This window comes from Pantoea sp. YU22, assembly GCF_003970755.1.
GTDB lineage: Bacteria > Pseudomonadota > Gammaproteobacteria > Enterobacterales > Enterobacteriaceae > Pantoea > Pantoea piersonii.
On record NZ_RYDU01000001.1, the window covers coordinates 799,333 to 825,615 of the forward strand.

At 58.6% G+C, this 26,283-nt stretch carries 23 protein-coding genes; 10 read left to right on the forward strand and 13 right to left on the reverse strand.

Going from position 1 to position 26,283, the window contains the following annotated elements; all coding sequences use genetic code 11:
- The first annotated feature begins 6 nt into the window (after positions 1–6).
- Entirely contained in the window at positions 7–879 is an 873-nt protein-coding gene (rhaR, locus tag EKL29_RS03885) for an HTH-type transcriptional activator RhaR (protein WP_120452674.1), read from the forward strand.
- 196 nt (positions 880–1,075) lie between these two features.
- On the opposite strand, the gene rhaT is transcribed toward rhaR, so the two are convergent.
- Complete coding sequence (rhaT, locus tag EKL29_RS03890; RefSeq protein ID WP_126688894.1) at positions 1,076–2,110, reverse strand: L-rhamnose/proton symporter RhaT; 1,035 nt, start codon at positions 2,108–2,110, stop codon at positions 1,076–1,078.
- Between the two features lie 357 nt (positions 2,111–2,467).
- On the opposite strand from rhaT, the gene EKL29_RS03895 reads away from it, so the two are divergent.
- Together EKL29_RS03895 and EKL29_RS22990 are read left to right on the forward strand one after the other, a co-directional pair.
- The gene (locus EKL29_RS03895; RefSeq protein ID WP_120452678.1) at positions 2,468–2,791 is read left to right on the forward strand and encodes a hypothetical protein; all 324 of its coding nucleotides are present in this window, start codon (positions 2,468–2,470) and stop codon (positions 2,789–2,791) included.
- A gap of 21 nt (positions 2,792–2,812) precedes the next feature.
- Positions 2,813–2,911 (forward strand): YoaK family small membrane protein, encoded by a 99-nt coding sequence (locus EKL29_RS22990; RefSeq protein WP_143806249.1) that lies wholly within the window; start codon positions 2,813–2,815, stop codon positions 2,909–2,911.
- A gap of 1 nt (position 2,912) precedes the next feature.
- On the opposite strand, the gene EKL29_RS03900 is transcribed toward EKL29_RS22990, so the two are convergent.
- The gene (locus tag EKL29_RS03900) at positions 2,913–3,179 is read right to left on the reverse strand and encodes a DksA/TraR family C4-type zinc finger protein (protein WP_120452680.1); all 267 of its coding nucleotides are present in this window, start codon (positions 3,177–3,179) and stop codon (positions 2,913–2,915) included.
- 240 nt (positions 3,180–3,419) lie between these two features.
- Here EKL29_RS03900 and aldA point away from each other — a divergent pair, with 240 nt between their 5' ends.
- On the forward strand, positions 3,420–4,859 hold the full coding sequence (gene aldA, locus EKL29_RS03905) for an aldehyde dehydrogenase (protein ID WP_126688895.1): 1,440 nt from the start codon (positions 3,420–3,422) through the stop codon (positions 4,857–4,859).
- 32 nt (positions 4,860–4,891) lie between these two features.
- On the opposite strand, the gene EKL29_RS03910 is transcribed toward aldA, so the two are convergent.
- Together EKL29_RS03910 and EKL29_RS03915 are read right to left on the reverse strand one after the other, a co-directional pair.
- On the reverse strand, positions 4,892–6,166 hold the full coding sequence (locus EKL29_RS03910; protein WP_126688896.1) for an MFS transporter: 1,275 nt from the start codon (positions 6,164–6,166) through the stop codon (positions 4,892–4,894).
- Positions 6,163–7,584 carry a M20 family metallopeptidase gene (locus tag EKL29_RS03915; RefSeq protein WP_126688897.1) on the reverse strand — a complete coding sequence of 474 codons (1,422 nt, stop codon included), beginning with the start codon at positions 7,582–7,584 and terminating at the stop codon, positions 6,163–6,165. The genes EKL29_RS03910 and EKL29_RS03915 overlap by 4 nt, the downstream gene beginning before the upstream one ends.
- 155 nt (positions 7,585–7,739) lie before the next feature.
- On the opposite strand from EKL29_RS03915, the gene EKL29_RS03920 reads away from it, so the two are divergent.
- Complete coding sequence (locus EKL29_RS03920) at positions 7,740–8,651, forward strand: LysR family transcriptional regulator (protein WP_120452902.1); 912 nt, start codon at positions 7,740–7,742, stop codon at positions 8,649–8,651.
- On the opposite strand, the gene EKL29_RS03925 is transcribed toward EKL29_RS03920, so the two are convergent.
- Positions 8,652–10,241, reverse strand: a complete 1,590-nt coding sequence (locus EKL29_RS03925; RefSeq protein ID WP_179256427.1) for an ABC transporter substrate-binding protein — start codon at positions 10,239–10,241, stop codon at positions 8,652–8,654.
- Positions 10,242–10,363: 122 nt separating this feature from the next.
- On the opposite strand from EKL29_RS03925, the gene pepT reads away from it, so the two are divergent.
- Positions 10,364–11,590: a peptidase T gene (pepT, locus tag EKL29_RS03930; protein ID WP_311778960.1), complete on the forward strand. Its 1,227-nt coding sequence runs from the start codon at positions 10,364–10,366 to the stop codon at positions 11,588–11,590.
- A gap of 100 nt (positions 11,591–11,690) precedes the next feature.
- On the opposite strand, the gene EKL29_RS03935 is transcribed toward pepT, so the two are convergent.
- Both EKL29_RS03935 and EKL29_RS03940 read right to left on the reverse strand, forming a co-directional pair.
- The gene (locus tag EKL29_RS03935; protein WP_120452690.1) at positions 11,691–12,470 is read right to left on the reverse strand and encodes a transporter substrate-binding domain-containing protein; all 780 of its coding nucleotides are present in this window, start codon (positions 12,468–12,470) and stop codon (positions 11,691–11,693) included.
- Positions 12,471–12,487: 17 nt separating this feature from the next.
- Positions 12,488–13,648 (reverse strand): methionine aminotransferase, encoded by a 1,161-nt coding sequence (locus EKL29_RS03940; RefSeq protein WP_126688899.1) that lies wholly within the window; start codon positions 13,646–13,648, stop codon positions 12,488–12,490.
- A gap of 129 nt (positions 13,649–13,777) precedes the next feature.
- On the opposite strand from EKL29_RS03940, the gene EKL29_RS03945 reads away from it, so the two are divergent.
- On the forward strand, positions 13,778–14,617 hold the full coding sequence (locus EKL29_RS03945; RefSeq protein ID WP_120452694.1) for a LysR substrate-binding domain-containing protein: 840 nt from the start codon (positions 13,778–13,780) through the stop codon (positions 14,615–14,617).
- Here EKL29_RS03945 and EKL29_RS03950 read toward each other — a convergent pair.
- The 4 genes from EKL29_RS03950 to EKL29_RS03965 form a co-directional block, all read right to left on the reverse strand.
- Entirely contained in the window at positions 14,614–16,275 is a 1,662-nt protein-coding gene (locus tag EKL29_RS03950) for a methyl-accepting chemotaxis protein (protein ID WP_120452697.1), read from the reverse strand. The two genes, EKL29_RS03945 and EKL29_RS03950, sit on opposite strands and share 4 nt — an antisense overlap.
- Before the next feature lie 210 nt (positions 16,276–16,485).
- Positions 16,486–18,003, reverse strand: a complete 1,518-nt coding sequence (locus tag EKL29_RS03955; protein WP_126688900.1) for a carboxylesterase/lipase family protein — start codon at positions 18,001–18,003, stop codon at positions 16,486–16,488.
- A gap of 98 nt (positions 18,004–18,101) precedes the next feature.
- A complete protein-coding gene (locus EKL29_RS03960; protein ID WP_120452700.1) occupies positions 18,102–19,445 on the reverse strand; it encodes a VOC family protein in 1,344 nt (447 codons plus the stop codon).
- 69 nt (positions 19,446–19,514) lie between these two features.
- A complete protein-coding gene (locus EKL29_RS03965) occupies positions 19,515–20,849 on the reverse strand; it encodes an aromatic acid/H+ symport family MFS transporter (RefSeq protein ID WP_120452702.1) in 1,335 nt (444 codons plus the stop codon).
- A 323-nt stretch (positions 20,850–21,172) separates the two neighbouring features.
- On the opposite strand from EKL29_RS03965, the gene EKL29_RS03970 reads away from it, so the two are divergent.
- The gene (locus EKL29_RS03970; RefSeq protein ID WP_120452704.1) at positions 21,173–22,093 is read left to right on the forward strand and encodes a LysR substrate-binding domain-containing protein; all 921 of its coding nucleotides are present in this window, start codon (positions 21,173–21,175) and stop codon (positions 22,091–22,093) included.
- On the opposite strand, the gene smrA is transcribed toward EKL29_RS03970, so the two are convergent.
- A complete protein-coding gene (smrA, locus tag EKL29_RS03975) occupies positions 22,090–22,656 on the reverse strand; it encodes a DNA endonuclease SmrA (RefSeq protein WP_126688901.1) in 567 nt (188 codons plus the stop codon). The two genes, EKL29_RS03970 and smrA, sit on opposite strands and share 4 nt — an antisense overlap.
- A gap of 320 nt (positions 22,657–22,976) precedes the next feature.
- On the opposite strand from smrA, the gene EKL29_RS03980 reads away from it, so the two are divergent.
- Both EKL29_RS03980 and uspE read left to right on the forward strand, forming a co-directional pair.
- Positions 22,977–23,729 (forward strand): FNR family transcription factor, encoded by a 753-nt coding sequence (locus tag EKL29_RS03980; RefSeq protein ID WP_120452708.1) that lies wholly within the window; start codon positions 22,977–22,979, stop codon positions 23,727–23,729.
- Positions 23,730–23,903: 174 nt separating this feature from the next.
- Positions 23,904–24,863, forward strand: coding sequence for a universal stress protein UspE (uspE, locus tag EKL29_RS03985; RefSeq protein ID WP_120452709.1), 960 nt, complete (start codon positions 23,904–23,906; stop codon positions 24,861–24,863).
- A 29-nt stretch (positions 24,864–24,892) separates the two neighbouring features.
- Here uspE and pntB read toward each other — a convergent pair whose 3' ends face one another.
- Positions 24,893–26,281, reverse strand: coding sequence for a Re/Si-specific NAD(P)(+) transhydrogenase subunit beta (pntB, locus tag EKL29_RS03990; RefSeq protein WP_120452711.1), 1,389 nt, complete (start codon positions 26,279–26,281; stop codon positions 24,893–24,895).
- Positions 26,282–26,283: the final 2 nt, after the last annotated feature.

Consider the following 26,283-nt stretch of genomic DNA (forward strand, 5'->3'; position numbering starts at 1 on the left):
CGAGCGATGACGCTGATACTGAGTCGGGACGACTATTTTCCCGCGCCTGGCCTGCCGGTTACGGTGGCTGAACGTATGCCACAACCCTCTTTTCCCGCCCACCGGCATGAGTTTAGCGAAATTGTCATCGTCTGGCGCGGCAACGGCCTGCATATTCTCAACGATCGCCCCTGGCTGATTACCTGCGGCGACGTCTTCTATATTCGCGACCAGGATTGCCACAGCTACGACAGCGTCAACGACCTGGTGCTGGACAATATCCTCTACTGCCGCGATCGCTTCGGTCTTGCTCTCGACTGGGGGCAGCTATTGCCGCCGCAAGGCGTTGACGCGCCGGGCTGCTGGCGTCTGACCACCCGTGGTATGGCGCTGGCGCGCGGCGTAATTAGCCAGCTGGAGCGCGAAAGCCGCAAGAGCGATCCCCTTTCCATTCAGCTTACGGAAGCGCTTTTTTTACAGCTGGCGCTTATTCTTCGCCGCCACGGCTATGCGGCAGATCGCCCCTGGGCGCTGCCGGAAGGCGAGCAGCTCGATCTACTGATGTCGGCGCTACAGGGCGCGGTGGCGCGCCCTTTCGATCTGGCGACCTTTTGCCAGCAAAATTCGCTGAACGAACGCGCGCTGAAGCAGCTCTTTCGCCAGCAGACCGGAATGACGGTCGGTCACTATTTGCGGCAGCTGCAGCTTTGTCAGGCAAAATATCTGCTGCGCACCCAGGATTGTCTGATCAGTGAAGTGGCGGCGCGCTGCGGCTTCGACGACAGCAACTATTTTTCGGTAGTGTTTACGCGCGAAACGGGTTTAACGCCCAGCGCCTGGCGCCAGCGGTTTGTGCCGCAGCGCTCGGGAAGCTCAGCACAGGACCGCGCGCCGTCCTGAAAAAGAGGTTGCCAGCAGGTTCCTGAACGGTTACTCCGTGCCAGCGCAGGTGAGATGGCCCGATCGCAAAGACGCAAAAGGCGGCATCCTTGCCAGCTCGGCCCGCGACATCCTTGTCGCGGGACGCTTTGCTCCTCGGTCCATCTCACCTGCTTAGCGAGCTTATGAGCTCTCTGTGAGCTAGTCGGATAAGCACTCAGGCGGCCAGTCCAAGCCCGACAATATTAGCGGCGATAATAATCACCACGCAGCCGATCGACAGTACGCTGACCGGACGGCGTCCAGCCGATTTCCACTCTTTCATCAGCAAACCAACCAGCCCGCCGCACAGCACATAGAGACTCATATGCAGCATCCAGCTGACATAGTCATACTGCGGTGGAATGCTGGCGTGGCCCCAGGCATAGAAGAAAAACTGCAGATACCACATGGTGCCGCCCAGCACCGCGAAGGCGATATTGGCGATCAGCAGCGGTTTCGCCACGGAGAGATCCTGCCGCAGCGACAGCTCCGGCTTAACCGTCAGGCGGATAAAACAGAACGCCAGGTTAACCAGCGCCCCGCCGCCCATAATCACCACGTAGCTTGGCAGCGCGACGTAGAGCGGATCGATGCCCAACTGCGCCGCCGCCTCATGCATCGGCTTAGCCGCATCCATGGCGAACGACATGCCTGCCGAAAAAATGCCGCACAGCACCGCCAGCAGCAGCCCTTTTTTGAGATTGAACTCTTCCGCATTGATCCCCAGCGCGCGCTCTTTCAGCAGGCCGGCGCGCGAAACAATCGCTACGCCCATCAGCGCCACGGCAACACCGAGCAGGGTTAACCGGCCGCCGGTTGAGGCGAACAGCTCGCCGAAGCGTCCCTGGATAAGCGGCGTCATCAGGGTACCGACCACCAGCGTAATGCCGATGGCGATGCCGATGCCCATCGACATGCCGAGATAGCGCATCGTCAGACCGTAGTTAATGTTGCCGATGCCCCACATTGCGCCAAACAGAAATACCGGCAACAGCTGAGAAAGGCTGAAGCTGCTGTAGTAGGCCCAGAAGTTCGGCAGCAGTACAGCACTCACGGCCCATGGCAGGATCAGCCAGGACATAAAGCCGCCTACTGACCACATCGTTTCCCATGACCACTTTTTCACCTGTTTAAACGGCGCGTAGAAACACGCTGCGCTGGCAGCACCGACGAGATGCCAGAAGATACCTGCGATAATGGCACTGTTCATTGTTATTCCTTGCGTAAGGTTGAGGCCTACAGGAAACCCGGTTCCTGATTAGCAGGCAGTCTACGGCGCGCCTGAACGCCTCAGCCTTTGGATGGCTGCCGACCGCAAAGCGGGAATGGCAATATCCACCAGTTAGTCCCTACGCGGATCACAGTTTCGACTTTGTCGGATTCGCCGCGCACAGACCTGTTAAGTCGCTTATTATTCAGCATTTTTTTGAAAAGTGCTGTGCCGCGCAGCACATTTAACCGTTGGCTGCCGCCTTTTCCCGAACCCTGGCAAAAAAGGAAAGATCGCTTCACTAATGCGCGTTAACGCCGTATAAGACGTAGAAAATCTTCTATTGCCGGGATTGAGATGACGGGAAAATGGTTAACGCTGTTTTTAACGCGTTCGGTAAGCCGCGCGATGCTGGATGACCTGCGTGCCATTCTGCCCGCCAGCGCGTTAAAGATTTTTATTAATGAACTGGAAGAGGCGCAGTACGCCACGCTGGAGTGTCAACAGGCGGAAGAGAACTGCGCGCTGATCGCCTCGGCGCTGGTGGTATGGCGTCAGCTGGGCCAGGTCCACACCATTACCTATAAAAAAGGGGAAGTGCTGCGCGACGTCAGCGACGCCAGCCAGTTTCAACTCTTCAGTATGCTGAAAACGCACCGTGCAGTGATGCAGGTCGCCTGACGCGGAGATAACGAGGTTTCTATGAGAGTGGGTATTCTGTTTCCGATCGCCATTATTGTCGCCGGCGTCGGTTTTCTGGCATGGTTTATCGGCAGCGGACTCGCCATGCCAGGTTCCTGAACTAACGCAGCTGGCTGTCTTTACTGCCGCGTCGGTTATAGAGGGCGCTGCCTTTTAGCTGCTTATCGTGCGCCTGCTGACAGGCCAGGCAGAAGCGTACGCCCGGCACCGCTTCACGGCGCGCCTGCGGTATCGGCTCGCCGCACTCGTCGCAAAACTCCGCGCTTTCGCCCTTGCTCATCGTGCCGCGCACGCGAGCGATCTCATCGTTAACTGTACTTTCGATCTGTTCCTGAACGGCGCCGTCTGACGCCCATCCGCTAGCCATAACATCCTCCTCATGCTTCCTGAAAGTGTTGGCCCAAAATCCGTTTTGCGCAACGTAGAGAAGATATGCGGGCCATAGCGGATGAATACAACCTTTTGTCGCCGTCATCACTTTAATCTGCGTTTGTTTGCCAGCGCCGCGCCGCGGATGGCAGCCAGACTAAGGTGTCGCGGTCTGTTTTGTTTCACGCTGCATTTATAAAACATTTTATTAACGTACCCGACATCGGAGATGCAGCAGATGACAACAGAACTAAAACATTACATTAACGGCGAATTTGTCGCGCACCAGAGCGATAAATGGATTGAGGTGATCAATCCTGCGACCGAAGCGCTGCTGGCTCGCATACCCGAAGGCTGCGCGCAGGAGGCCAGCCGCGCGATTGAGGCGGCCGAAACTGCGCAGCCCGCCTGGGAAGCCCTGCCCGCCGTTGAGCGCGGCAACTGGTTGCGCAAGCTGGCGGAGGCTATTCGCGACCGCGAGCCTGAACTGACCGCCACCATCGTCGCTGAAGGGGGCAAAACGCAGGGGCTGGCACAGACAGAAGTATTGTTTACCGCTGATTATCTCGACTATATGGCCGAGTGGGCGCGCCGCTATGAAGGCGAGATCGTCAACAGCGATCGCCCCAATGAAAATATTTTCGTATTTAAAAAGGCGATCGGCGTGACCACCGGCATTCTGCCTTGGAACTTCCCTTTCTTTTTGATTGCGCGTAAAGCCGCACCGGCGTTGATTACCGGCAATACCATCGTGATTAAACCAAGCGAACTGACGCCGCTCAACGCTGGCATCTTCGCCGAGATCGCGCATCACATCGGCCTGCCGCCGGGCGTAATCAATTTTGTCTATGGCTACGGCCCGGAGATTGGTCAGCAGCTGGCCTCTGACCCCAGAGTCGGTCTGGTCAGCCTGACCGGCAGCGTCGGGGCGGGCGTTGCCACCATGGCGGCCGCGGCGAAGAACGTCACCAAAGTTTCACTGGAGCTGGGCGGTAAAGCGCCAGCCATCGTGATGGATGATGCCGACGTGGACCTGGCGGTGAAGGCGATCGTCAGCTCGCGCGTAATCAACAGCGGACAGGTCTGCAACTGCGCAGAGCGCGTCTATGTGCAGGAAGGCATTTACGATCGCTTTATGACCGCCTTAACCGAGGCGTTTAAAGCCGTTAAATTTGGCGATCCGGCGGAGCAGCGCGAGATCGATATGGGACCGCTGATTACCGCCGCCGCGCTGGCGCGCGTAGAGAAAAAGGTAGCGGACGCCGTGGCGGCTGGCGGCAAAGTGGTGCTGGGCGGCAAACGCGCCAGCAGTAAAGGCTTCTTTTTCGAGCCGACCATTATCACCGACGTGCGTCAGGATATGGAGATCATGCGCGAGGAGATCTTTGGGCCGGTATTGCCGGTAATGACGTTCAAAACGCTGGACGAGGCCATTGCGCTGGCCAATGACTGCGAATATGGCCTGACCTCTTCTCTCTATACGCAAAATCTCAATACCACCATGGTGGCGCTGCGTAAGCTGAAATTCGGCGAAACCTATGTCAACCGCGAGAACTTCGAAGCGATGCAGGGCTTCCACGCGGGCTGGCGTAAATCGGGCATCGGCGGCGCGGACGGGCGTCACGGGCTGGAGGAGTATCTGCAGACGCACGTCGCCTATCTGCAGTTCACGCTGTAATTGTTAAGCCGCCCTGTACGGGCGGCTGTTTTTCATGCGACGCGATGACGGCAGCGCAGCAGTGCCGCGGCGCTCAGCAGCGATACCGCCATCAGGTAGTAACCCGGCGCAAGGCTGCTGCCGGTAGCGTTAATCAGCAGCGTGCAGATCAGCGGCGCGAAGCCGCCGAAAATCGTGACCGCGACGTTATAGCTGATCGCCATGCCGCTGGCGCGCGTGCCGAGCGGAAAAAGATCCGCCATCACCGAAGGCACAGTGGAGAAGTAGATCGATTTCAGCAGCGCCATCCAGCCCACCAGCAGCAGCAGCGTCAGCGGCGAGGTGTGATCCACCATATAGCGGAAGGCTGGATAAATCGTTACCAGCAACAGCAGCAGCGAACCCCACATCAGCGGCACACGTCCCACGCGCTCAGCCCAGAGCCCCATCAGCGGCGTCATCAGGGTCAGAATAATACCTGCCAGCAGCGTGGCGCTAAAGGCGACGCTTCCCGGCAGATGCAGCGTTTTGGTGGCATAGGTCGGCACATAGTTCAGCATGTAGTTTACCGCTGTTGAAATTACCATCAGACCGACCGCCAGCAGCATCAGCTCTTTCTGACGGCCAAACAGCTGCTTCAAAGGCGCTTCTGGTCTCTCCTGCTGCGTGAAGCTGGCTGGCTCATGAACGTGGCGACGGATATAAAGCCCCAGCGGACCGATCAGCAGGCCGAAGGCGAAAGGAATGCGCCAGCCCCACGACAGCATCTGCGTCTCACTGAGCATCTGCGTCAGTCCCAGCCCGAAAGCGGAAGCCATCAGCGTGCTCGCGCCCTGTGTCGCGAACTGCCAGCTGGCGATAAAGGCTTTACGCTCGGGAAAGTGCTCCACAAGAAACGCCGTGGAGCTGCCGAACTCCCCGCCCGCCGAGAACCCCTGAATCAGGCGCGCCAGCATAATCAACAGCGGCGCCGCCAGTCCGATGGTGCCGTACTCCGGCATAAAGGTGATCATCGCGCCGCCCAGCATCATCAGATTAATGGAGAGCAGCAGCGCCTTTTTGCGCCCGTGGCGATCGGCATAGTTGCCCAGCACCACCGCGCCGAGCGGCCGGATAAGAAAGGAGACGCCAAAGCTGCCGAAAGTCAGCAGCAGCGAAACGGAGGTGTCGCTGGTGGGAAAAAAGGCGTGCGCGATATAGCTGGCGAAAAAGCCGTAGACCGCAATGTCGAACCACTCCAGCGCATTGCCGATACAGGTAGCGAACAGGGTTTTATGCAGGCTCGGCTTGTTCTGAACCAGCGGAACCGCTTGCGTCAGGTTGCTCATGTGCGCGCTCCCTGATAAGCCTGCTGCCGCGCCAGCAGCGCCTCGCCCTCTTCGCCCAGCTGCCAGAACAGCCGCGTCATGATTAGCAAACCTTCGCGCGCTACGGACTTCAGCATATGCTCGTTAACGCCGTGCTGGCCGCAGGCGGGATAGGAGTGTGGCACCCACAGCGTCGGCAGACCAAGAATGTCGGAAAAGACCTCATTCGGCAGGGAGCCGCCCAGATTAGGCAGCAGCGCCGGTTTTTTGCCGCTGCTGGCGGCAAGGCTCTCCAGCGCCCAGGCGACCAGCGGGCTTTGGGGATCGAGACGCGTTGCGGGCGATCCGCGCAGGAAATCGACCTGAACATTGTCAAAACCCTGCGCGCGCAGATGCGCCTCGACGTGCGGCACCAGATTCTCCCAGTCGGTGCCCACCACAAAACGCAGCTGACACACGGCGGTCGCCTTACCGGGGATGGCGTTCATCGGACGCGCCGGGTTGCCGGTTTCGAACGCCAGCACCTCCAGCGTGTTCCAGCCGTAAAGGCGCTCGGCAGGGGTCAGGCCGGGTTCGCCCCAGTTTGCGTCCAGCGCCGGATCGCCCGGCATACCACCTGGCTCGATATCGCTAAGAATGGCGCGCACCGCCGCGCTCAGCGAGTCGGGCTTCAGCGCCTCGACCTGCAGCACGCCGTGCGTGTTGACCAGCGAGGCGATAGCGTTTGCCAGCTGCGTGCCGGGATTGCTTAACAGCCCGCCCCAGTTGCCGGAGTGGTAGGCGTTGTCACGCGCGTTGATGGTCAGACGGAAATTGGCCGCGCCGCGCGATCCCAGGAAAAGCGTAGGCCGCGGCGCGCTGACGCGCGGGCCGTCCGACGCGATAAAGAGGTCAGCGCGCAGCAGCGCCTGCTGCTGCTGGCACAGCTCGGCCAGCCCTGGCGAGCTAATCTCTTCGCCCATCTCGAACAGAATCTTGCAGTTAAAGCCGAGACGGCCGCCGCGCGCATGGTAAACCTGCTCCAGCGCCGCAAGATTAATAGTGTGTTGCCCTTTGTTATCGGCGCTGCCGCGCCCATACCAGCGATCGCCCTCTTCCGTCAGCCGCCAGGGCGCAAGGCCGTCACGCCAGTTTTCATCATCGCCGAACACCACGTCGCCGTGGCCATAAACGAGCAGCGTTGGCAGCGCCTCGTCCTCGATGCGCGTCGCCACCAGAAACGGGCGGTTTTCAACGACCGGATTATCGATAAAGTGCAGCGCAAACCCGAGCGCCGACAGCTGCGGCGCGATCTCTTCATGCAAATAGTGATGTAGCTCATCGTCGCGATCCGCGCGCTGGCTTTCGGTCACGCACGCCACGCGGCGCGCCAGAAGCTGTTTGAATTCCCCGCTGTCGAAGTAGCGCATCGCCTGTTGAATAGCCTGTTGTTCCGTCATGTTTGCCCTGTCTTTTTTTATTTTGCCGTCGCTCTATCTTTGCCAAAAGGTTGGCCTTGCCACAATTATCAATTTATCGACATAGCCTTGCTTTTAAAGCAAAGCTAAAATGCCCGATAAAGAAGCATGCACCGACGGGGTGCAGAGGTCAGATGATGCTGAGCAGTGAAATTCGTTATTTTCTTGCCGTCGCCAGCAGCGGTTCGCTGAGCGCCGCCAGCGAACAGCTTTTTGTGGCGGTATCGGCTATCAGTCGGCAAATTCAGCGGCTGGAGGCGCAGGTGGGCGCGCCGCTGTTCGATCGCCATGCGCGCGGCATGGTGCTTAATGAGGCGGGTGAAATCCTTGCCCGTCAGGTACGACAAAGCATGCTGGATATGGATTACGCGCTGGCGGAAATTAAAGGACTGAAGGCGATCCGCCGCACCCTGATCCGCATCGCCTGTACCGACGGCATGGCGTTCAGCCTGCTGCCCGGCCTGCTGGCGGAATTTCGCGCCCTTAATCCCGGCGTTTACTTCGCACTCAAGGTCGAGGGTTCCCAGGCGGTGGCCGAGCGGGTACGCGCTGGCGAATGCGATGTGGCGCTACAGTTCAGCCTGCATCCTGAGAGCGGCGTGGAAGTGATGGGCTCCTGGCCTGCCCCGGTGCTGCTGGCGATGCATAAAGATCATCCGCTGGCGCAGCAGCCAGCGCCGGTGACGCTGGAGGCGCTCAGCCCCTATCCGATGGCGCTGCCGGAGCAGAACACCACGGTGCGTCAGCTGTTCGATCTGGCCTGTCAGATGCGCGGCTGCGTGATTGAGCCGGTGCTGACCTGCGACTATTTCGCCACGCTCTACCACTTTCTGCTCAGCACGCCAGAGGCGATCACCATCAGCAGCGCCTTTACCCTGCTTAACGAAACGCAGCGCGATCTGGTGCTGCGGGAGATGGGCGTTGACCAGCTCAGCCAGCGTACGCTGCAGCTGCAGCGGGTTTCAGGGCGGCAGCGCAACGCGGCGCTGTCGCCCTTTCTCTCTTTTCTCCAGCAGCGCCTGAATGAGATCGCCGCCGGACTGGCGTAATTACTCGTTGATATCGACCGGGTAGAAGATGTGCTTGCCGAAGGGATCGATATCGTAGCCGCTCACCTCTTTACGCACCGGCTCGAAAATGGTCGAGTGCGCAATCATCACCGCAGGCATCTGGTCATGCATTATCTGCTGCGCCTGCAGATAGAGCGCAGTGCGCTTGCCCTGATCCGGCTCGGCGCGCGCCTCGGTAATCAGCTTTTCAAACGGCTGATAGCACCACTTCGAGGAGTTCGAGCCGCCCTGCGTCGATTTACAGCTGTAGAGCGGCCCGAAGAAGTTGTCCGGATCCCCGGTCGCGGTTGTCCAGCCCATCAGCGCCGCCTGGTGTTCGCCGCTGCGCACCCGCTTGAGATATTCGCCCCATTCGTAGGTCACGATGGTCGCCTTGATGCCGACCTTCGCCCAGTCTGCCTGGATCATCTCCGCCATACGGCGCGCGTTAGGGTTATAGGGACGGGAAACCGGCATCGCCCAGAGCGAAATTTCGGTGCCGGGAGCGATGCCCGCCTGCTTCAGCAGCGCTCGGGCCTTTTCCGGATCGTAATCATAATCCTTCAGATCTTTGTTTTCGCTCCAGACCCCTGGCGGCAGAATATTTTTGGCCGCGGTGCCGGTGCCTTTGAAGATAGCGTCGATGATGGCGGGCTTGTTGATCGCCATTGCCAGCGCCTGACGCACCTCGACCTTATCCAGCGGCGCTTTAGTGGTGTTAAACGCCAGGAAACCGGTATTCAGTCCCGCTTTATGCATCAGGTTGATAGCCTGATTGCTGCGCATTTTCTCCAGATCGGCAGGATTGGGGAACGGCATCACCTGACATTCCCCCTTCTCCAGCTTGGCGAGCCGAACCGAGGCGTCCGGCGTAATGCTGTAGACGATGCGATCCAGCTTCGCCTTGCCTGCCCAGTATTGCGGGAAGGCTTTATAGAGAATGCGGGAATCTTTCTGGTACTGCACCAGCTGGAACGGGCCGGTGCCGATGGGATCCATATCGACTTTTTCCGGCGTACCCGCCTTCAGCATCCGATCGGCGTATTCGGCGGAGTGGATGGAGGCGAAGTACCAGGCGAGATCGGCGAGGAATGGCGATTCCGCATGGTTAAGCGTAAAGCGCACGGTGTGGTCGTCGACGCGGTCGATGCTTTTAATCAACGTCGTCAGCTCCAGACTGTCGAAGTTAGCGTAGGTGCCGCCAGAGACGTTGTGGTAGGGATTTTTCGGATCCATCTGGCGCATAAAAGAGAAAATAACGTCATCGGCGTTGAAGTCACGGCTGGGTTTGAAGAGTTTGTTGCTCTGAAACTTAACGTTTTGACGCAGATGGAAGGTATAGACCTTGCCGTCCGGGCTGATCTCCCAGCTTTCAGCCAGGCTCGGCACCAGTTCAGTTGTGCCATATTTAAAATCCACCAGCCGGTTGAATACCGGCACTGCGCTGGCGTCCACGCTGGTTCCCGAGGTGTAGAGCTGCGGATTGAAGTTCTCCGGCGACCCTTCCGCGCAGTAAACCAGCGTTTTCGCGCTGGCGTTATGCGCCATGGCGGCGGTCAGCAACGCCAGCATCGCTATCTTCGCTTTCATCATTTCCTCACTTTTTATTGACTTCCGTTGGTCAGATTCCCTAAATGATCCAGGCGCTTTATGGATATCACGTTTTCGTAACATAGCGAACCCTGCTGATGGCAGACAAATAAGGAACAGTGATGACAGCCCTTGCAAATCAGTTAACCCAACGCTTTTTCCGTTACCTGGCCGTTAGCAGTCAGAGCGACGCTACATCGAACACTTTGCCGAGCACGCCCAGCCAGCACGCGATGGCGCGGCTGCTGGCGGAGGAGCTCACCGCTCTCGGCCTCGACGAGGTGGTGATCGACGACTGCGCCACGGTGACCGCCGTGAAGCGCGGCAACCGGCAGGATGCGCCGCGCATCGGTTTTATCACCCATATCGATACCGTTGACGTAGGCCTGTCGCCCGATATTCATCCGCAGGTCCTCACCTGGCAGGGAGAAGATCTGCTGCTCAACGCGCGCGAAGATATCTGGCTGCATCGGGACGCGCACCCGGAGATCGCGCCCTATCTCGGCGAAGAGATTATTTTCAGCGACGGCACCAGCGTGCTGGGCGCGGACAATAAAGCGGCGGTGACGGTGGTGATGACATTGATGGAGAATTTGCAGGGCGATCACGGCGATATCCTGGTGGCCTTTGTGCCCGATGAGGAGATCGGTCTGCGCGGCGCGAAAGCGCTGGATCTGGAAAAGCGTTTTAACGTCGATTTTGCCTGGACCATCGACTGTTGCGAACTGGGCGAAGTGGTATATGAAAATTTCAATGCCGCGTCGGCGGAAATAACCTTTACCGGCGTGCCTGCGCACCCGATGTCGGCCAAAGGCGTGCTGGTCAATCCGCTGCTGATGGCGCACGACTTTATCAGCCTGTTCGATCGTCGGGAAACGCCCGAGCACACCGAAGGTCGTGAAGGCTATATCTGGTTTAATGAAATGCAGGCGGGCGCCAGCCAGGCGACGCTAAAAGCCTCGATCCGCGATTTCGATCTGACGCAGTTTGCCGCGCGTAAAGAGCAGCTACATCAGGCGGTAGCAGAGATCGCCCGGCGCTACCCGACGGGCAGCGTCGCAATTCGCATCAGCGACATTTACAGCAATATCAGCAACGCCGTGGGCGAGGATCGTCGCGCTATCGATCTGATCTTCACCGCGCTGGCAGATCTAGATATTGAGCCGAAGGTGATCCCGATGCGCGGCGGCACCGACGGCGCGGCGCTCTCGGCGAAAGGCCTGCTGACGCCGAACTTCTTTACCGGCGCGCACAACTTCCACTCCCGCTTCGAGTTTCTGCCGATTTCGTCGTTTGTGAAGTCCTACCAGGTGGCGGAGAGGCTCTGCTTGCTGGCGGCGCAGCGCTAAATCATCGAAAAAGCAGCCAGGCGCAGGGCGCGGGTCATATCCTGTGCGACCGCCCCCTGCCCAGCCTGGTTCAAGGCGGCTGTCCGCCGCCTGCCTGCTCTTACTTTTTCACGCTGACGTCGATGCCGGGGAAATATTTCTCCGCCAGTTTTTTCACCGTGCCGTCATCCTGAATTTTAGTAATCGCCGCATCCAGCGCCTGCTTCAGTTGGGTATCGCCCTTACGCAGTCCAAAACCGATGCCGGTACCGAGAATCGCGTCATCTTCTACCGCTTTACCGGCAAAAACGAAGCCCTTGCCCTGCGGTTTATCGAGGAAACCTGACTGGCCCGCGGCAGACATCACCAGCGTGCCGTCAAGACGGCCTGCGACCATATCGTTATACACCTGATTCTGATCCTGATAAGAGGTCACGGTAACGCCCTGCGTTTCCCAGTGCTTTTTGGCGTAGGTTTCCTGAATCGACCCCTGCAGCACGCCGATATTCTTGCCCTTCAGCGCCTCAGCGGTCGGCTGCAGCTTCTCGCCCTCTTTGACGATCAGCATGCTCGGAATACGGTAGACAGGTTTGGTGAAATCGATGCTTTTCGCCCGCGCTTCGGTGATATTCATCGCTGAGTTAATGGCGTCGAACTTCTTCGCCTGCAGCGCCGGGATCAGCGCGTCAAAACTGCTCTCCACCCAGTGACAGTCGAAATTGCCGGTCGCGCAGATAGCTTTGCCCAGCTCGATGTCGAAGCCTTCCAGCTCGCCCTGCGCGTTACGGCTCTCAAACGGCGCATACTGCGACTCCAGGCCATAACGCAGCGTTTCCGCCGCCAGCGCATGCACCGAACTCATCAGCCCCAGCGCAAGAAAGAGCGCGTTTAGTTTTTTCATCTTATTTTCCCCTGAGATTAACCCTTCACCCGACAGAGCGCCTCTGCGCCGCGCTGCAGAGTGGCGTCGTCTTTTGCAAAAGAGAGACGAATCACGTTGTTATCGGTGCCGTCCATATAAAACGCCGAGAGCGGAATGGTTGCCACGCCGTGCTCGACGATAAGACGTTTTACCATCTCGCTGTCAGCTTCGTCACTGAAATGTCCGTAGCTGGCTAAAACAAAAAACGAACCGGCGCACGGCAGCAGCTTAAACGGCGAATCCTGCAGCAGCGACACCAGACGATCGCGCTTCTGCTGGTAGAACGCCGACAGCGACAGATAGTTTTCGGCGCGCTGCAGATAATGCGCAAAGCCAATCTGCATCGGCGTATCGGCGGCGTACATCATAAACTGATGCACTTTCACCAGCTCCTCCATCAGTTCGGCGGGCGCAAGACAATAGCCGACGCGCCAGCCGGTAACGTGAAAGGTTTTGCCGAAGGAAGAGACGATCACGCTGCGCTGCGCCAGCTCTGGATGGGTCGCCATCCCGCAGTGCGCGCGGCCGTCGAACACAATATGCTCATAGACTTCGTCAGAGAGCACCACAATATCGGTGCCGCGCGTCAACGCCGCCAGCTGCGCCAGATCGGCGGGCGTCAGCACCTGTGCGCTCGGGTTGTGCGGCGTATTAATAATGATCATGCGGGTGCGCGGCGTCAGCGCGGCGCGCAGCTCATCCCAGTTAATGGCATAGTCGGGGAACTGCAGCTTCAGGCCAACCGGCGTGCCGCCCTGCAAACGCACCACCGGCGCGTAGCTGTCGAAAGCGGGCTCGAAGAAGATCACTTCGTCGCCCTGGCTCACCAGCGTTGTAATCGCCATATAGATGCCCTGGCTGGCGCTGCCGCTGATCAGCACTTCGGTCGCAGGATCGTAGTGTTGACCATAGAGCGCGGCGACCTTAGCCGCCAGCGCCTCTTTCAGCGCAGGCCAGCCGGTCATCGGCGCATACTGGTTATGCCCTTCGCGCATGGCACGGCTGACCTCCACCACCAGTGCCGGATCGCACGGGAAGTTGGGCGCGCCCTGTGACAGATTGATCGCGCTGTGCTGCGCAGAGAGCTGACCGATGACGCTGAATATCGTGGTGCCTACGTCGGGCAATTTAGAGGTGACGTTAACGCTGCTTTTCATCGGACGAGCTCCTGCGCGGCTGCATAAAAATGTCGATTTAATTGATTTCTATTCAACGACCCGGCGCTTGAGCCGACAAGCGAATTGTTGTCATAATAGCCATGACTAAAATGCATAGCTGGAGTGATAATGCCGCGTTCTCTGCCGCTTAACGCTATACACGCCTTTCTGGTGACCGCGCGCCATCTCAACCTGACGCGCGCAGCGGGCGAGCTCTGTATTACTCAGGGCGCAGTCAGCCGCAAAATCGCCACGCTTGAACACTATCTGGGCTTCGCGCTGTTCGAGCGGCACGCGCGCGGCCTGCGCCTGACCGCACAGGGAGCAGCGCTGCTGCCAGAACTGCGCCAGGGTTTTGAACAGATGCTGAGCGCCACGGACAGGGCGATGCGCCATCACGGCGTCATTCGGCTAAAAGCGCCGACCTGCGCGATGCGCTGGCTGGTGCCGCGCCTGGTGGCGCTGGAGCAGCAGCGGCCGGAACTGCATGTCGCCCTGACCACCACGCTGGAGCATCACGCTCAGCTGGATGGATTCGACGCTGCCATCCTTTACGGTACGCCGCTGCCAGGGACGATACATCTGTTTGATGAGGCGATTACGCCGGTCATGGCCGCCGACATCGCGCCGCCCGCCTCGCCCGAGGCGCTGGCGGCGATGACCTTTCTGCATCCCACCAGCGATAGCCGCGACTGGCAGCTGTGGCTCGACGCCCAGAATACCAGGCTGACGATGACGCGTAATCAACACTTCAGCACCATGGATCTGGCGATCAGCGCGGCGATACAGGGTTTTGGCGTAACGGTAGCGGATATTAATCTGGTGGAGAGCGATCTGGCGAACGGACGCCTGATTGCGCCGTTCGCCAGTCGGGTGAAAACCGGGGCGGCCTACAGCCTGCTGCAGCGCCCGGTCAAAGATGCGCCGCCTTTCCTGTCGGATCTGGCGGCATGGCTGTCACGCGATTAAAAGGTTACCCATTCGCCGCTCTGGTCTGCCCCAGAGCGATGCGCTGCGGCTACGGACGGCGTAGCGCTGTTGCCGCGAGGCGGCGCGCTGGCAATCGGCTCGTGCGACGAAAGACGGAACCGGGAGACCGAGGCTTCCAGCGATTCGGTCTGACGCGCCAGCGCGGCGGCGGCGGATGAGACCTCCTCCACCAGCGAGGCGTTCTGCTGCGTCACGCTGTCCATTTCGGTGACGGCTACGCCAACCTGCGAAATGCCTTTGCTCTGCTCTTCCGACGCGGCGGCAATCTGTTTCATGATGGCGTCGACATCCTGCACCGACTTAAGAATATTGTGCATGGTGCTGCCGGTGTTGCTCACCAGGACCGCGCCTTTGTCCACGCGCTGTACCGAATCTTCAATCAGCGCGGCGATCTCTTTCGCCGCGGCGGCGCTGCGCTGCGCCAGATTGCGCACCTCGCTGGCGACGACTGCGAAGCCACGCCCCTGTTCGCCGGCACGCGCCGCTTCAACCGCTGCGTTCAGCGCCAGAATATTGGTCTGGAAAGCGATGCCGTTGATGACGCTGGTGATCTCGGCAATTTTTTTCGAACTGCCGGAGATGCCGTTCATGGTAGAGACCACTTCGCTCACCAGCTGGCCGCCCTGCTGCGCCGTTGACGAGGCGGTTTCTGCCAGCATGCTGGCCTGACGCGCGTTGTCGGCGTTGAATTTCACCGTTGCGGTCAGCTGTTCCATACTGGCGGCAGTCTGTTCCAGCGCCGCCGCCTGCTCTTCCGTGCGTGAAGAGAGATCGTTGTTGCCCGCTGAGATCTCTGCCGCGCCGCGCGAGATATTCTCGGTACCGCTGCGGATCGCGCTGACCGCTTCGCGCAGGCTCTCCTGCATGGCGCTCAGCAGCGGCACCAGCTTGCCGACGCAGTTGCGTCCGAACGGCGCAACCGGCTGGCTAAGATCGCCTGTGGCGATCACGGCGAAATGCTCACGGATGCGATCCAGCGGTTTCACCAGCATGGTGACCAGATAGCGATCGGTAAACAGCAGGATCACTAAGCCCAGAATGACCGCTGCCACCAGCGTAATTTTCGTCAGTACGGTGAGGCGATCGACTCTGACACGGGTCTGATCCAGCTTGACGGCCGCCGCCTGATTGAACGCCTCGGCGCTGGCGCCAAAAGCGCGGCTCAGCGCAGGGGTTACCGTACTGGCGTGCTGGCGATAGGCTTCCAGCGAGTCCTGACGCGCTTTCTGCAGCTGCGGCGTCACACCCTCATCCAGCAGCTTTTGCCAGCTGCCGATCACCTGGTCGACGATCTGCGCCTCCATCGGGCCTGGCGCCATCTGCTTAAACTGCGCCAGCTGTTGCGTCATATTGTTCAGCGCCTGCTGAACCGGCTGCCAGTCCGCCTCAGTCGGCTGCGCACCGCCCGCTTTGCTTTCCATAATGCGCGACAGGCGCGTGATGACGCGAAAATACTGGTCGTTGCCTTTGCTTAAGGTGGTCATCTGCGCCACCAGATGACGATCGACGTCGTTGCCCTCACTGAGCGAACCGAGCGAGTGCACGCTGAACCAGCCTACTGCGCACCACAGCAAGCAAAAGAGACCGAGTATCCACAACATGACGGTGCGAATCGTGAAATTTTTTAATATACCCATAGCCAAATCCTTGACGGTGAAAACCGAGAGGGGCCCGATAATCTCGGGCATAATGGCGTTATCGGCAGAAATTAAGGAAGATACAGCGGTTTAGTTAGCAATAAAGTTGCTTAATGCTTCTGGGAGGCTTAAGCATAACGTAATGATTTACAAAGGTTAGCATCGAAAATGCCGGGTAAAAATCAGTTCTGCTGCCTTAATAATTAGCCGTCAAAGCTTTACCATACTTTTCATCATCAGGCGAAACAGCCTCAGACGCGCGCGCATAAAATTGCGTTTGAGCAGTAGCGTCTTCTCACCGCCTTCACCGAACGACAGCGTGAGATCTTCGCCGGGATGCCAGGTGGGCCAGCTTATTTCGCCCTCCAGCCGGTGGCTGAATTCATTTGCGTCGCGCGCAAAGGCGAACCAGTAATCCGCCATACGCTGCGAAAAGGCGCGATCGCTGGCGGTGTAGGGGCGTTCACTGTCGGCAGGCTGCATCGTCGCCAGGGTATTAAGCGTATAGGGCACCTCATTGCCATGCCATGCGCCGTGCGGATAGAGATCGCGCGACTGTTCGGAAACATAGTCGAACCAGTAGCGCCAGCCCGGCATGCCGACGTTGTGCTGCGCGCGCATCAGGATCCACGGCATGACGCTAAAGGCCATATCGCGCGCTGCCGCACGTCCCAGCAGGCGATCGTCGTGAATATCGTATAGCCATTTCAGCAGCCGATAGCTGAGCGGCCTGCTGGCGCGCAGCTGTCGTATGACTGTGGCGGTATCCACATTAAAATAACCCAGCACGCTGGCTTCGTCGCTGTTGCTGCCAGCCATCAGCGGAATGCGATGCTGTCGCCCCGCCATAAAGGTGGGCAATACCGGCTGCGGCAACACGGCGTCGCCAGCAATCGGCACCGGCCCGTGCCACAAAGGCGACTCCAGCGGCCAGAAGGCGTCGGCAGGCAGTTCGCGTAGCTGCTGCGCGGTAGCGTTGCGCAAACCGAAATGCGCCGCGACCTGCTCGCCCACTTGCAAAGCCGCTTTACGCGGTTTGTCCGGCAGGCTGTAGGCGCTTTGCACGATCGCTTTATGAAACAGCCCCTCCGCCAGCGGCGAGCAGCAGAGCGAAAGCACGCTGCGCGCGCCGGACGATTCGCCAAAGATAGTGACGTTGTCACGATTACCGCCAAATGCAGGAATATTGCGCTGTATCCACTGCAGCGCCGCTATCTGGTCGAGCAGAGCGAAGTTATTAACGATGCCGCCGTCGCGGTACTCCGCGTCCAGCGCCGGATGCGCGAAAAAACCGAGATGACCGAGACGGTAATTCACCGTTACGACCACTGCGCCGCGCGCCGCCATCGGCTTGCCGTTATAGGGTGTCAGCCCGCCCGATCCCATAACGAAACCGCCGCCGTGCAGCCAGACCATCACAGGCAATGGCCGTGACGGCTCGACGTCAGGCGTCCAGACGTTGAGATAAAGGCAGTCTTCGCTGAGCGGGCCGGGATCGCCGCCGCCTGCGGCAACGCAGAGCGCGCGGTTCTGCCAGCAGGCGGCGCCGAATGCGGTCGCGTCGCGCACCTCCTGCCAGGGCGTTACCGGCTGCGGCGCGCGCCAGCGCAGCGCGCCCACCGGCGCGGCGGCATAAGGAATACCCTTAAAGACAAAGAGATCATCATCCATACTTCCTCTTAGCTCGCCTTCCGCTGTTCGGAGGCGCAGAGGTCGTCTGTTTTTCATTACCTGTTCCCTGATAAAGCGTTAAGGCATTATCTACAGGCCGTTAAGATATTGTCTATGTCCTTAGTGCATTTGCAGAATATGCTGAGCCGCCCGCGTTAAGCGTCGCTGATACCGCATCGTACCAGCGATTGCTGCTGACGCGCCTGATAGAGTTGCATCTCATCCTGCACCGACGCGCCCAGCGCCGCTTCAAAATCCGCCCTGCTGGCATTGCCTGCTGTACGCGCCTGCGCCTTATCGCCCAGGTTTGACTGGAATATACCTGCCGCGCTGACCGGCAGAAAATCTTCATAAACAACCGGATCGGCGATAATGCGTCCCTGCTCGATCAGCGTCGCCAGCGATTCGCCCGGACGCGGCGGCTGCGCCTCGCCCTTTTCGCTCAGCCGATAGTCGAACCAGGCGAGCTGCTGCTCGCGCAGGCTGCGCTCATCGTCGGGAAAATCGCGAAATACCTCGGCCAGCCGCTGCTGATGCTGCTGGTTGTCGGTGCCTGTGCCCGCTTCCGCCAGCAGACGATCGTACAGCGCGCGGCCTTTCGGCGTCAGCGCCACGCCGCGCTGCTCGATTTCGCCAAAGCGCGCGGTATGGGTGCCGCTCTCGCCCTGCTGGAAACGTACCGGCTCCTCCAGCGCCTTAAAACTGGTCTGCCGCAGCAAAATCGGCACTTCGCGTCGTGGCGGCCCTTCAATCAGGGCTTTTGGATCGATGCCGTATTCCGGCATCAGCGACTGCACCAGGTCGATGTCGAGCGTGCGCGGCGTCAGGTGATTGATATGGCATCCCGGAAAGCAGACCACGTCGGCAATCAGGCGATGCTGCTGGCTCAGCGCCTGATAGGTCTCGCTGTCGACAGTGCTCACGCCATGCCAGCGGAACGTCTCCAGCGCCTCTTTGACAAAGGCGTCGGCGTCCGCGTCACTGAGGCCGCCCTGCTGCTGATGTTGCGCGATCAGCGCCCGGCAGCGCGGCGTAAAAATGTCGCGCCGCGCCAGTATCGCCGCCGCTTTTTCCCGCAGCTGAAGATCGTCAATGAGCTCCAGCCGCAGCAGCGAGGTAAAAATGCGGAAGGGATTGCGGCGCAGCGCCGCGTCGCTGACCGGACGAAACGCGGTGGAGTGCACCGGCACGCCCGCTTGCGACAGATCGTAGTAGCCGACCGGCTCCATACCCATTACCGCGAACATCTGCCGCAGCGTCGCCAGCTCTTCAGCCGTGCCGACGCGAATGGCGCCGTGACGCTCCAGATTGAGGCGCTCAAGCTCGTCCGCCGCTTCCAGCCGCGCTTTCAGCGCCGGACGGTCGGCTAAACAACGCGCATTGACGCGCTGTACCAGCGTCATCAGCGTGCCATACTGCGGCACCTCCTGCTGATACATTGCGGACATCGCCTGTGAGAAGCGCGTACGAATAGCGTCCGCGCTGAGGAAGTGATTCATGGTGCCTGCTCCTGACATGATCGACGTTGCTGCTACTGTAGAGCAACGCGAAATCGGCAGGCAAAAAAGTTACGGATTTGTGATCGGCTTAAAGCCGAAGCGATTTTTCATCACCAGCATCAACGTGGTCAGCAGCGCGGGAATCGCCAGCAGGACGAAGATCAGGCTGAAAGACCAGCCGAGAGAGAGCATCTCCGCGCCGACAAAGGCGCTGAGGATAGCCCCGACGCGGCCAACACCATGCATCCAGCTTGAGCCCGTCGCGCGCGCATGGGTGGGATAGTAGCTGGCGGAAAGCGCATTCATGCCCGTATTGGCGCCGTTGAAACAGAAGCCGCTGAGAAAGGCGATGCCGCTCATCATCCCCACTTCTGCAGGCGAAAAGCCCAGCGTGACAATCGCCAGCCCACCGCAGAAATAGATGACCGCCAGTGCCAGATTCGCATTAAAGCGATCCATCAGCCAGCCGGCAAACAGCGAGCCAAGGGTACCGCCCGCCTGATACATGGCGGTGATAATAGCCGCGTCGGTAACTGACATGCCCAGCGTATTGATAAGCGATGGCAGCCAGCTGCCGATCAGGTAAACCAGAAACAGCCCCATAAAGTAGCCGCCCCACAACATCAGGCTGCCGAAAAGATAACGACGGGAGACGACGGTAGCGATTGCGCCCTGGGTCTGCGGCGTCGGCTCCTGCGAGTGAAACGCGCTGTCGGGTCGTGTGGCACCGGGCAGCATCCGCTCCAGAATAGCGTGAATGCGCGTCGCCGGCGCGCGGCGGCTAATCAGAAAACGCACCGACTCCGGCACACCGCGCATTAAAAACGGCAGGACCACCAGCGGCAGGATGCCGCCCAGCATCATGACCGCATGCCAGCTGTAGCGCGGCAGCAGCCAGGAGGCGGCAAAACCACCGCTGGCGGCGCCGAAGGTAAAGCCGCAGAACACCACGGTAATGATAAAGGCGCGGCGGCGCTCCGGCGCATATTCTGCCACCAGCGTACCGACGTTAGGCATTGCCGCGCCCAGGCCCAGACCGGTCAAAAAGCGAAACAGCATCATCTGCTCGATGTTATTTGCCAGCGCAGTGGCGAGCGTCCATAGCCCGAAGAAAAAGACGCTGAGGATAATCATCATGCGGCGGCCGTAACGATCGGCCAGCGGCCCCGCCAGCATGGCGCCGAGCGCCAGCCCGACGAGCGCCGCGCTGATCACTACGCCAAGCTGATGATTGGTGACACCCCAGCCCGCCTTGAGCGTCGGGGCGATAAAGCCCATCAGCGCGATATCCATGCCGTCAAGGGCGACCACAATAAAGCAGAGCGCAATCAGACGCTTTTGCCAACGGCTCAGCTCTGACTGATTGATTAACTGGCGAACGTCTACTGCTTCAATGCTGGTCACTGCGAACTCCTCACTGCGCTCATCTCTTGAAACATCAGTTTTGGTAAAAAAAACGGCAGCTATGATATCCCATCGTTAACAATAAGGCGTTCGATTTTTATATGATATTGAGAATTATTCAATATTTAGGGCTTAACGCGTTGAATTCGTTTTAATCTTATTTTGCAGGCTGGCAGACGCGTCACGCGGCTGAGATTATTTAGCTTTAAAAATCAATAACAAAGCTAAATCACCCCTTTTTGTTAATTTTATTTTGCAGCAAAGTTAACAAAACCCATCTTTACTGGTTGCCGTGTAGCGACAAAACTTATTAACTTTATGATATGGACAAAAATATCCTTTTCAATCAGCGCATTCGCTTGCGCCATCTTCATACCTTTGTTGCGGTGGCGCAACAGGGAACCCTGGGCCGCGCGGCGGAAACCCTGAGCCTCAGTCAGCCCGCCTTGTCTAAAACGCTGAATGAGCTTGAGGAACTGACAGGCGTTCGCCTGTTTGAGCGAGGCCGCCTGGGCGCGCAGCTTACCACCATGGGCGAACAGTTTTTGATCCACGCAGTGAAAGTGCTGGATGCGCTTAATCACGCAGGCCAGAGCTTTAACCTGCCGGTTTCAACCCGTCCGGTCGTGATCCGACTCGGTGCGCTCACTACGGCGGCGATGGGCATGCTGCCGCAAATCCTCGATCGCTTTCATCAGCAGCAGCCTCATGCGACCGTCCAGGTCGCCACCCTGCACAATAACGTGCTGCTGGCCGGGCTGCGTGCAGGCGAGTTCGATATCGGCATTGGTCGTATGGCGGACAGTGAAATGATGACTGGCCTGACCTACGAACTGCTGTTTCTCGAATCGCTGAAGCTGGTGGTGCGGCCGGAGCATCCGCTTCTGAGTGACAACGTCACGCTGTCGCGGGCCATGCAGTGGCCGGTCGTGATCTCGCCGGAAGGGACCGCGCCGCGCCGTATCGCACAACAGATGCTGGATGAACAGGGCTGCACCCTGCCCAGCACCTGCGTTGAAACCTCATCGACGTCGCTCGCGCGCCAGCTGGCGCTGCGGTATGACTACGTCTGGTTTGTGCCCTCCGGCGCCATCAAGGAAGATCTGGCGCACAATGCCCTGTGCGCCCTGCCCATCAGCTCGTCAGGACCGGGCGAACCGGTCGGCATTATCACCCGCACCGGCCAGCCCCTGAGTCTCAGCGCCGAAATCCTGATGGCGACCATCCGCAAAGCGCCGGACTAACGGCTGCGTTTAGCATGACGCTCACGGTTATCCAGCCGCGCTTTTTCTGTTTTACGCAGGCCGACGTAGAGCGCGCCCGCGCCACCATGCTGCGGCTGCGACGTGCAAAAGGTCTGCACGTCGTCAAACTGACGCAGCCAGCGCGCCAGGTAACTGCGCACAATATTGGCATGGGATTCGTTGTCGCGCCCTTTACCATGGATGATCAGTAAATTGCGCAAACCCTCTTTGCGCGCCTGCAGCATAAAGCTGAAGACTGCCTGACGGCAGGTTTCCACCGGCTGACGCAGCAGATTCAGGCTGGCATCCATCTTATATTCTCCCTTGCGCAGCTTATCCAGCACGCCCTGCTGTATGCCGTCGGCTTTATACTCCAGCGGCGTGGCAAGCGGAATAATGTCGAGGTAGCCGCGCGTCAGAAAGTTCTCTTCCGCAATCGTGGTTTCAGGACGACGCGGCGCTTTGGTTGAGGGCGATTTCAGCCATAAAGTACTGGCGCTATCTTTTAATGGAGTGACATCACCCATGGCATCCCGAAACAGGTCTTCATCGTCAAGGTTCATGGAATTTTCTCACGCCAGGTCAATAAGGAATTACAGAGATCACACTCGCCTCTGTAGATGCAATAGTAGCAAAGGGAAAAAACAGTGCGCCAGTGGTGAAGCGCGTCAGGAAGCCGTTTAAAAAACGCCCATCCAGATCAATAAAGTGGAAAGTTTTCGTGCCAAAAAGCAAAAATGTGACGTACAGGGCTTGTCAGAACGCGGCTCCGCGCCACGCCTGACATCCCTACACTTTCTGAGGCTAAAACTGCTCTGATGAGTTCATTTCAGCGGGAAAAATGATAAAATTGACACCAGTCAATAATCGTCGAGCGTACATTATGATCACTGAAAAACGCACCATTCGCCGTATTCAGTCGGGTGGCTGTGCCATCCACTGTCAGGACTGCAGCATTAGTCAGCTGTGTATCCCGTTCACCCTGAATGAACATGAGCTGGATCAGCTCGACAACATTATCGAGCGTAAAAAACCTATTCAGAAAGGCCAGACGCTGTTTAAAGCAGGCGACGATCTGAAATCGCTCTACGCTATCCGCTCCGGCACGATCAAGAGCTACACCATTACTGAACAGGGCGACGAGCAGATTACTGGCTTTCACCTGGCGGGCGATCTGGTCGGTTTCGATGCGATCATGAACGGCAATCATCCCAGCTTCGCCCAGGCGCTGGAAACGGCGATGGTGTGCGAGATCCCATTCGAAACGCTGGACGATTTATCAGGTAAAATGCCTGCCCTGCGTCAGCAGATGATGCGTTTGATGAGCGGTGAAATCAAAGGCGACCAGGATATGATCCTGCTGCTGTCGAAGAAAAATGCTGAAGAACGTCTGGCTGCGTTTATCTGGAACCTCTCGCGTCGTTTTGGCCAGCGCGGCTTTTCCCAGCGTGAATTCCGCCTGACGATGACGCGCGGTGATATCGGTAACTACCTTGGCCTGACCGTCGAAACCATCAGCCGCCTGCTCGGTCGTTTTCAGAAATCGGGCATGCTGGCGGTAAAAGGCAAATATATCACTATAGAAAACCATGACCTGCTTGCTGAACTGGCCGGTCAGAGCGTTCAGGCTGCTTAATTAATTGGCCGGCTAATGATTAGAGTTGCAGGTATGCGCGCAATGCCTCTGCAACTCTGATCGCCGGCGTAAATTTGTTAGTTTATTGATCCCACAGTAACTTTTCCGCTTCTTCCCGCTCCTAACTTAGGCTATCTTTAAACCAGTTCGGCCTGGTTTAAGGAGTTATTCCCTATGTCCCGCTACCAAAATATGCTGGTCGCTATCGATCCCCAGCAAGACGATCAGCCTGCGTTACGACGCGCGGTTTACCTTAATCAGCGCATCGGCGGCAAAATTAAGGCCTATCTGCCGATTTATGACTTCTCTTATGAGATGACCACGCTGCTCTCGCCAGATGAGCGTTCATCCATGCGGCAAGGCGTTATCAGCCAGCGCACCGAATGGATCCGCGAGCAGGCGCGCGCCTATCTCGAAGCGGGCGTGGATATTGAAATCAAGGTGGTATGGCACAATCGCCCCTATGAAGCGATTATTCAGGAGGTGCTGGCGCACGGGCACGATCTGGTGCTGAAGATGGCGCATCAGCACGATCGGCTGGAGGCCGTGATCTTTACGCCTACCGACTGGCATCTGTTGCGTAAGTGCCCTTGCCCGGTGTGGATGGTAAAAGATCAGCCCTGGCCGGAAGGCGGCAAAGCGATAGTAGCCGTGAATCTCGCCAGTGAAGAGCCGCACCACGATGAGCTGAATCAGAAGCTGATCCGGGAAACTACCCGGCTGGCGGAGATGGTGAATCATACTGAGGTGCATCTGGTCGGCGCCTACCCGATTACGCCGATCAATATAGCTATCGAACTACCCGACTTCGACCCCAGCGTCTACAACGATGCGATTCGTGGCCAGCATCTGGTGGCGATGAAAGCGCTGCGTCAGAAATTTTCAATTCGCGAAGAGTTCACTCACGTCGCAAAAGGGCTGCCTGAAGAGGTCATTCCCGATATCGCCGGTCAGCTCAGCGCCGGGATTGTGGTGCTCGGCACTATCGGCCGTACCGGTCTGTCAGCGGCGTTCCTTGGCAATACGGCGGAACAGGTTATCGATCATCTGCGCTGCGACCTGCTGGCGATCAAGCCTGACGACTTTAATTCGCCCGTTACGCTTGATGATGATGAAGAGGATGATGACGAATAACAAGGGCGGCCAGCTGGCCGCCCTTTTCTTTACAGCGCTTTGAGTATCCCTTCCACGCTCGCTTTGGCATCACCGAACAGCATCTGCGTATTCTCTTTAAAGAACAGCGGATTCTGCACGCCGGCGTAGCCGGTATTCATCGAGCGTTTAAACACGATAACGTTTTGCGCTTTCCACACCTCAAGCACCGGCATGCCCGCAATAGGACTGCGCGGATCGTCCTGCGCCGCCGGATTGACGGTGTCGTTAGCGCCAATCACCAGAACGGTATCGGTGTCGGAAAAGTCATCGTTGATCTCATCCATCTCCAGCACCACGTCATAAGGCACTTTCGCCTCTGCCAGCAGCACGTTCATATGGCCCGGCAGACGCCCGGCGACCGGATGGATGCCGAAGCGCACCTTGATGCCGCGCGCGCGCAGCTTTTCAGTGATCTCCGCCACCGGATACTGCGCCTGCGCCACCGCCATGCCGTAGCCAGGCGTGATAATGACCGAAGAAGATTGCTTCAGCAGCTCGGCCGTCTCTTCCACGCTGATTTCGCGGTGCTCGCCCGCCTCTTCGCTTTCGCCGCCTGCGCTGCTGTCGGTGCCGAAGCCGCCAGCGATAACGCTGATAAAGGAGCGGTTCATCGCCTTACACATAATGTAAGAGAGAATGGCACCCGACGAACCCACCAGCGCACCGGTCACGATCAGCAGGTCGTTGCTCAGCATAAAGCCCGCCGCCGCCGCCGCCCAGCCGGAGTACGAGTTGAGCATTGACACCACCACCGGCATATCGGCGCCGCCGATAGAGGCCACCAGATGCCAGCCGAACGCCAGCGCGATCAGCGTCATCAGCAGCAGCGAAAAGCCCTGCGCGCCGCTGCTGTCGGTACGCACAAACCACAGCAGCAGCAGGAAGGAGACCACCAGCGCCAGCAGGTTAAGCTTGTGGCGATGCGGCAGCATCAGCGGGCGCGATGAGATTTTGCCGCGCAGCTTGCCGAACGCGACCAGCGAACCGGTAAAGGTTACCGCGCCGATAAAGATGCCGAGGAAGACTTCCGTCAGGTGAATATTTTCCATCACCGCAGGCAGACCCGGCCCATGATCGATATAGCTGTTGAAGCCCACCAGCACGGCGGCCAGACCGACGAAGCTGTGAAGTATAGCCACCAGCTCCGGCATTTCGGTCATTTCAACCTTCTTCGCCAGGCGCACGCCGATCGCGCCGCCGATAACCATTGCCAGCAAAATCCACGCAACGTTGCCGCTGTCGGGACCAAAAATAGTCGCCAGCAGCGCCAGCGCCATCCCGCTGATGCCAAAGAGATTGCCCTGCTTCGAGGTCTCATGTTTCGAGAGCCCCGCCAGGCTGAAAATAAAGAGAATCGCGGCAACAATGTATGCTGCAGTCACTAATCCGCCAGACATCT

Excerpts from the sequence above, each read along its gene's own strand:
- rhaR (WP_120452674.1), top strand. The coding sequence starts at position 7 with ATGACGCTGATACTGAGTCGGGACGACTATTTTCCCGCGCCTGGCCTG.
- rhaT (WP_126688894.1), bottom strand. The coding sequence starts at position 2,110 with ATGAACAGTGCCATTATCGCAGGTATCTTCTGGCATCTCGTCGGTGCT.
- EKL29_RS03895 (WP_120452678.1), top strand. The coding sequence starts at position 2,468 with ATGACGGGAAAATGGTTAACGCTGTTTTTAACGCGTTCGGTAAGCCGC.
- EKL29_RS22990 (WP_143806249.1), top strand. The coding sequence starts at position 2,813 with ATGAGAGTGGGTATTCTGTTTCCGATCGCCATTATTGTCGCCGGCGTC.
- EKL29_RS03900 (WP_120452680.1), bottom strand. The coding sequence starts at position 3,179 with ATGGCTAGCGGATGGGCGTCAGACGGCGCCGTTCAGGAACAGATCGAA.
- aldA (WP_126688895.1), top strand. The coding sequence starts at position 3,420 with ATGACAACAGAACTAAAACATTACATTAACGGCGAATTTGTCGCGCAC.
- EKL29_RS03910 (WP_126688896.1), bottom strand. The coding sequence starts at position 6,166 with ATGAGCAACCTGACGCAAGCGGTTCCGCTGGTTCAGAACAAGCCGAGC.
- EKL29_RS03915 (WP_126688897.1), bottom strand. The coding sequence starts at position 7,584 with ATGACGGAACAACAGGCTATTCAACAGGCGATGCGCTACTTCGACAGC.
- EKL29_RS03920 (WP_120452902.1), top strand. The coding sequence starts at position 7,740 with ATGCTGAGCAGTGAAATTCGTTATTTTCTTGCCGTCGCCAGCAGCGGT.
- EKL29_RS03925 (WP_179256427.1), bottom strand. The coding sequence starts at position 10,241 with ATGAAAGCGAAGATAGCGATGCTGGCGTTGCTGACCGCCGCCATGGCG.
- pepT (WP_311778960.1), top strand. The coding sequence starts at position 10,364 with ATGACAGCCCTTGCAAATCAGTTAACCCAACGCTTTTTCCGTTACCTG.
- EKL29_RS03935 (WP_120452690.1), bottom strand. The coding sequence starts at position 12,470 with ATGAAAAAACTAAACGCGCTCTTTCTTGCGCTGGGGCTGATGAGTTCG.
- EKL29_RS03940 (WP_126688899.1), bottom strand. The coding sequence starts at position 13,648 with ATGAAAAGCAGCGTTAACGTCACCTCTAAATTGCCCGACGTAGGCACC.
- EKL29_RS03945 (WP_120452694.1), top strand. The coding sequence starts at position 13,778 with ATGCCGCGTTCTCTGCCGCTTAACGCTATACACGCCTTTCTGGTGACC.
- EKL29_RS03950 (WP_120452697.1), bottom strand. The coding sequence starts at position 16,275 with ATGGGTATATTAAAAAATTTCACGATTCGCACCGTCATGTTGTGGATA.
- EKL29_RS03955 (WP_126688900.1), bottom strand. The coding sequence starts at position 18,003 with ATGAAAAACAGACGACCTCTGCGCCTCCGAACAGCGGAAGGCGAGCTA.
- EKL29_RS03960 (WP_120452700.1), bottom strand. The coding sequence starts at position 19,445 with ATGAATCACTTCCTCAGCGCGGACGCTATTCGTACGCGCTTCTCACAG.
- EKL29_RS03970 (WP_120452704.1), top strand. The coding sequence starts at position 21,173 with ATGGACAAAAATATCCTTTTCAATCAGCGCATTCGCTTGCGCCATCTT.
- smrA (WP_126688901.1), bottom strand. The coding sequence starts at position 22,656 with ATGAACCTTGACGATGAAGACCTGTTTCGGGATGCCATGGGTGATGTC.
- EKL29_RS03980 (WP_120452708.1), top strand. The coding sequence starts at position 22,977 with ATGATCACTGAAAAACGCACCATTCGCCGTATTCAGTCGGGTGGCTGT.
- uspE (WP_120452709.1), top strand. The coding sequence starts at position 23,904 with ATGTCCCGCTACCAAAATATGCTGGTCGCTATCGATCCCCAGCAAGAC.
- pntB (WP_120452711.1), bottom strand. The coding sequence starts at position 26,281 with ATGTCTGGCGGATTAGTGACTGCAGCATACATTGTTGCCGCGATTCTC.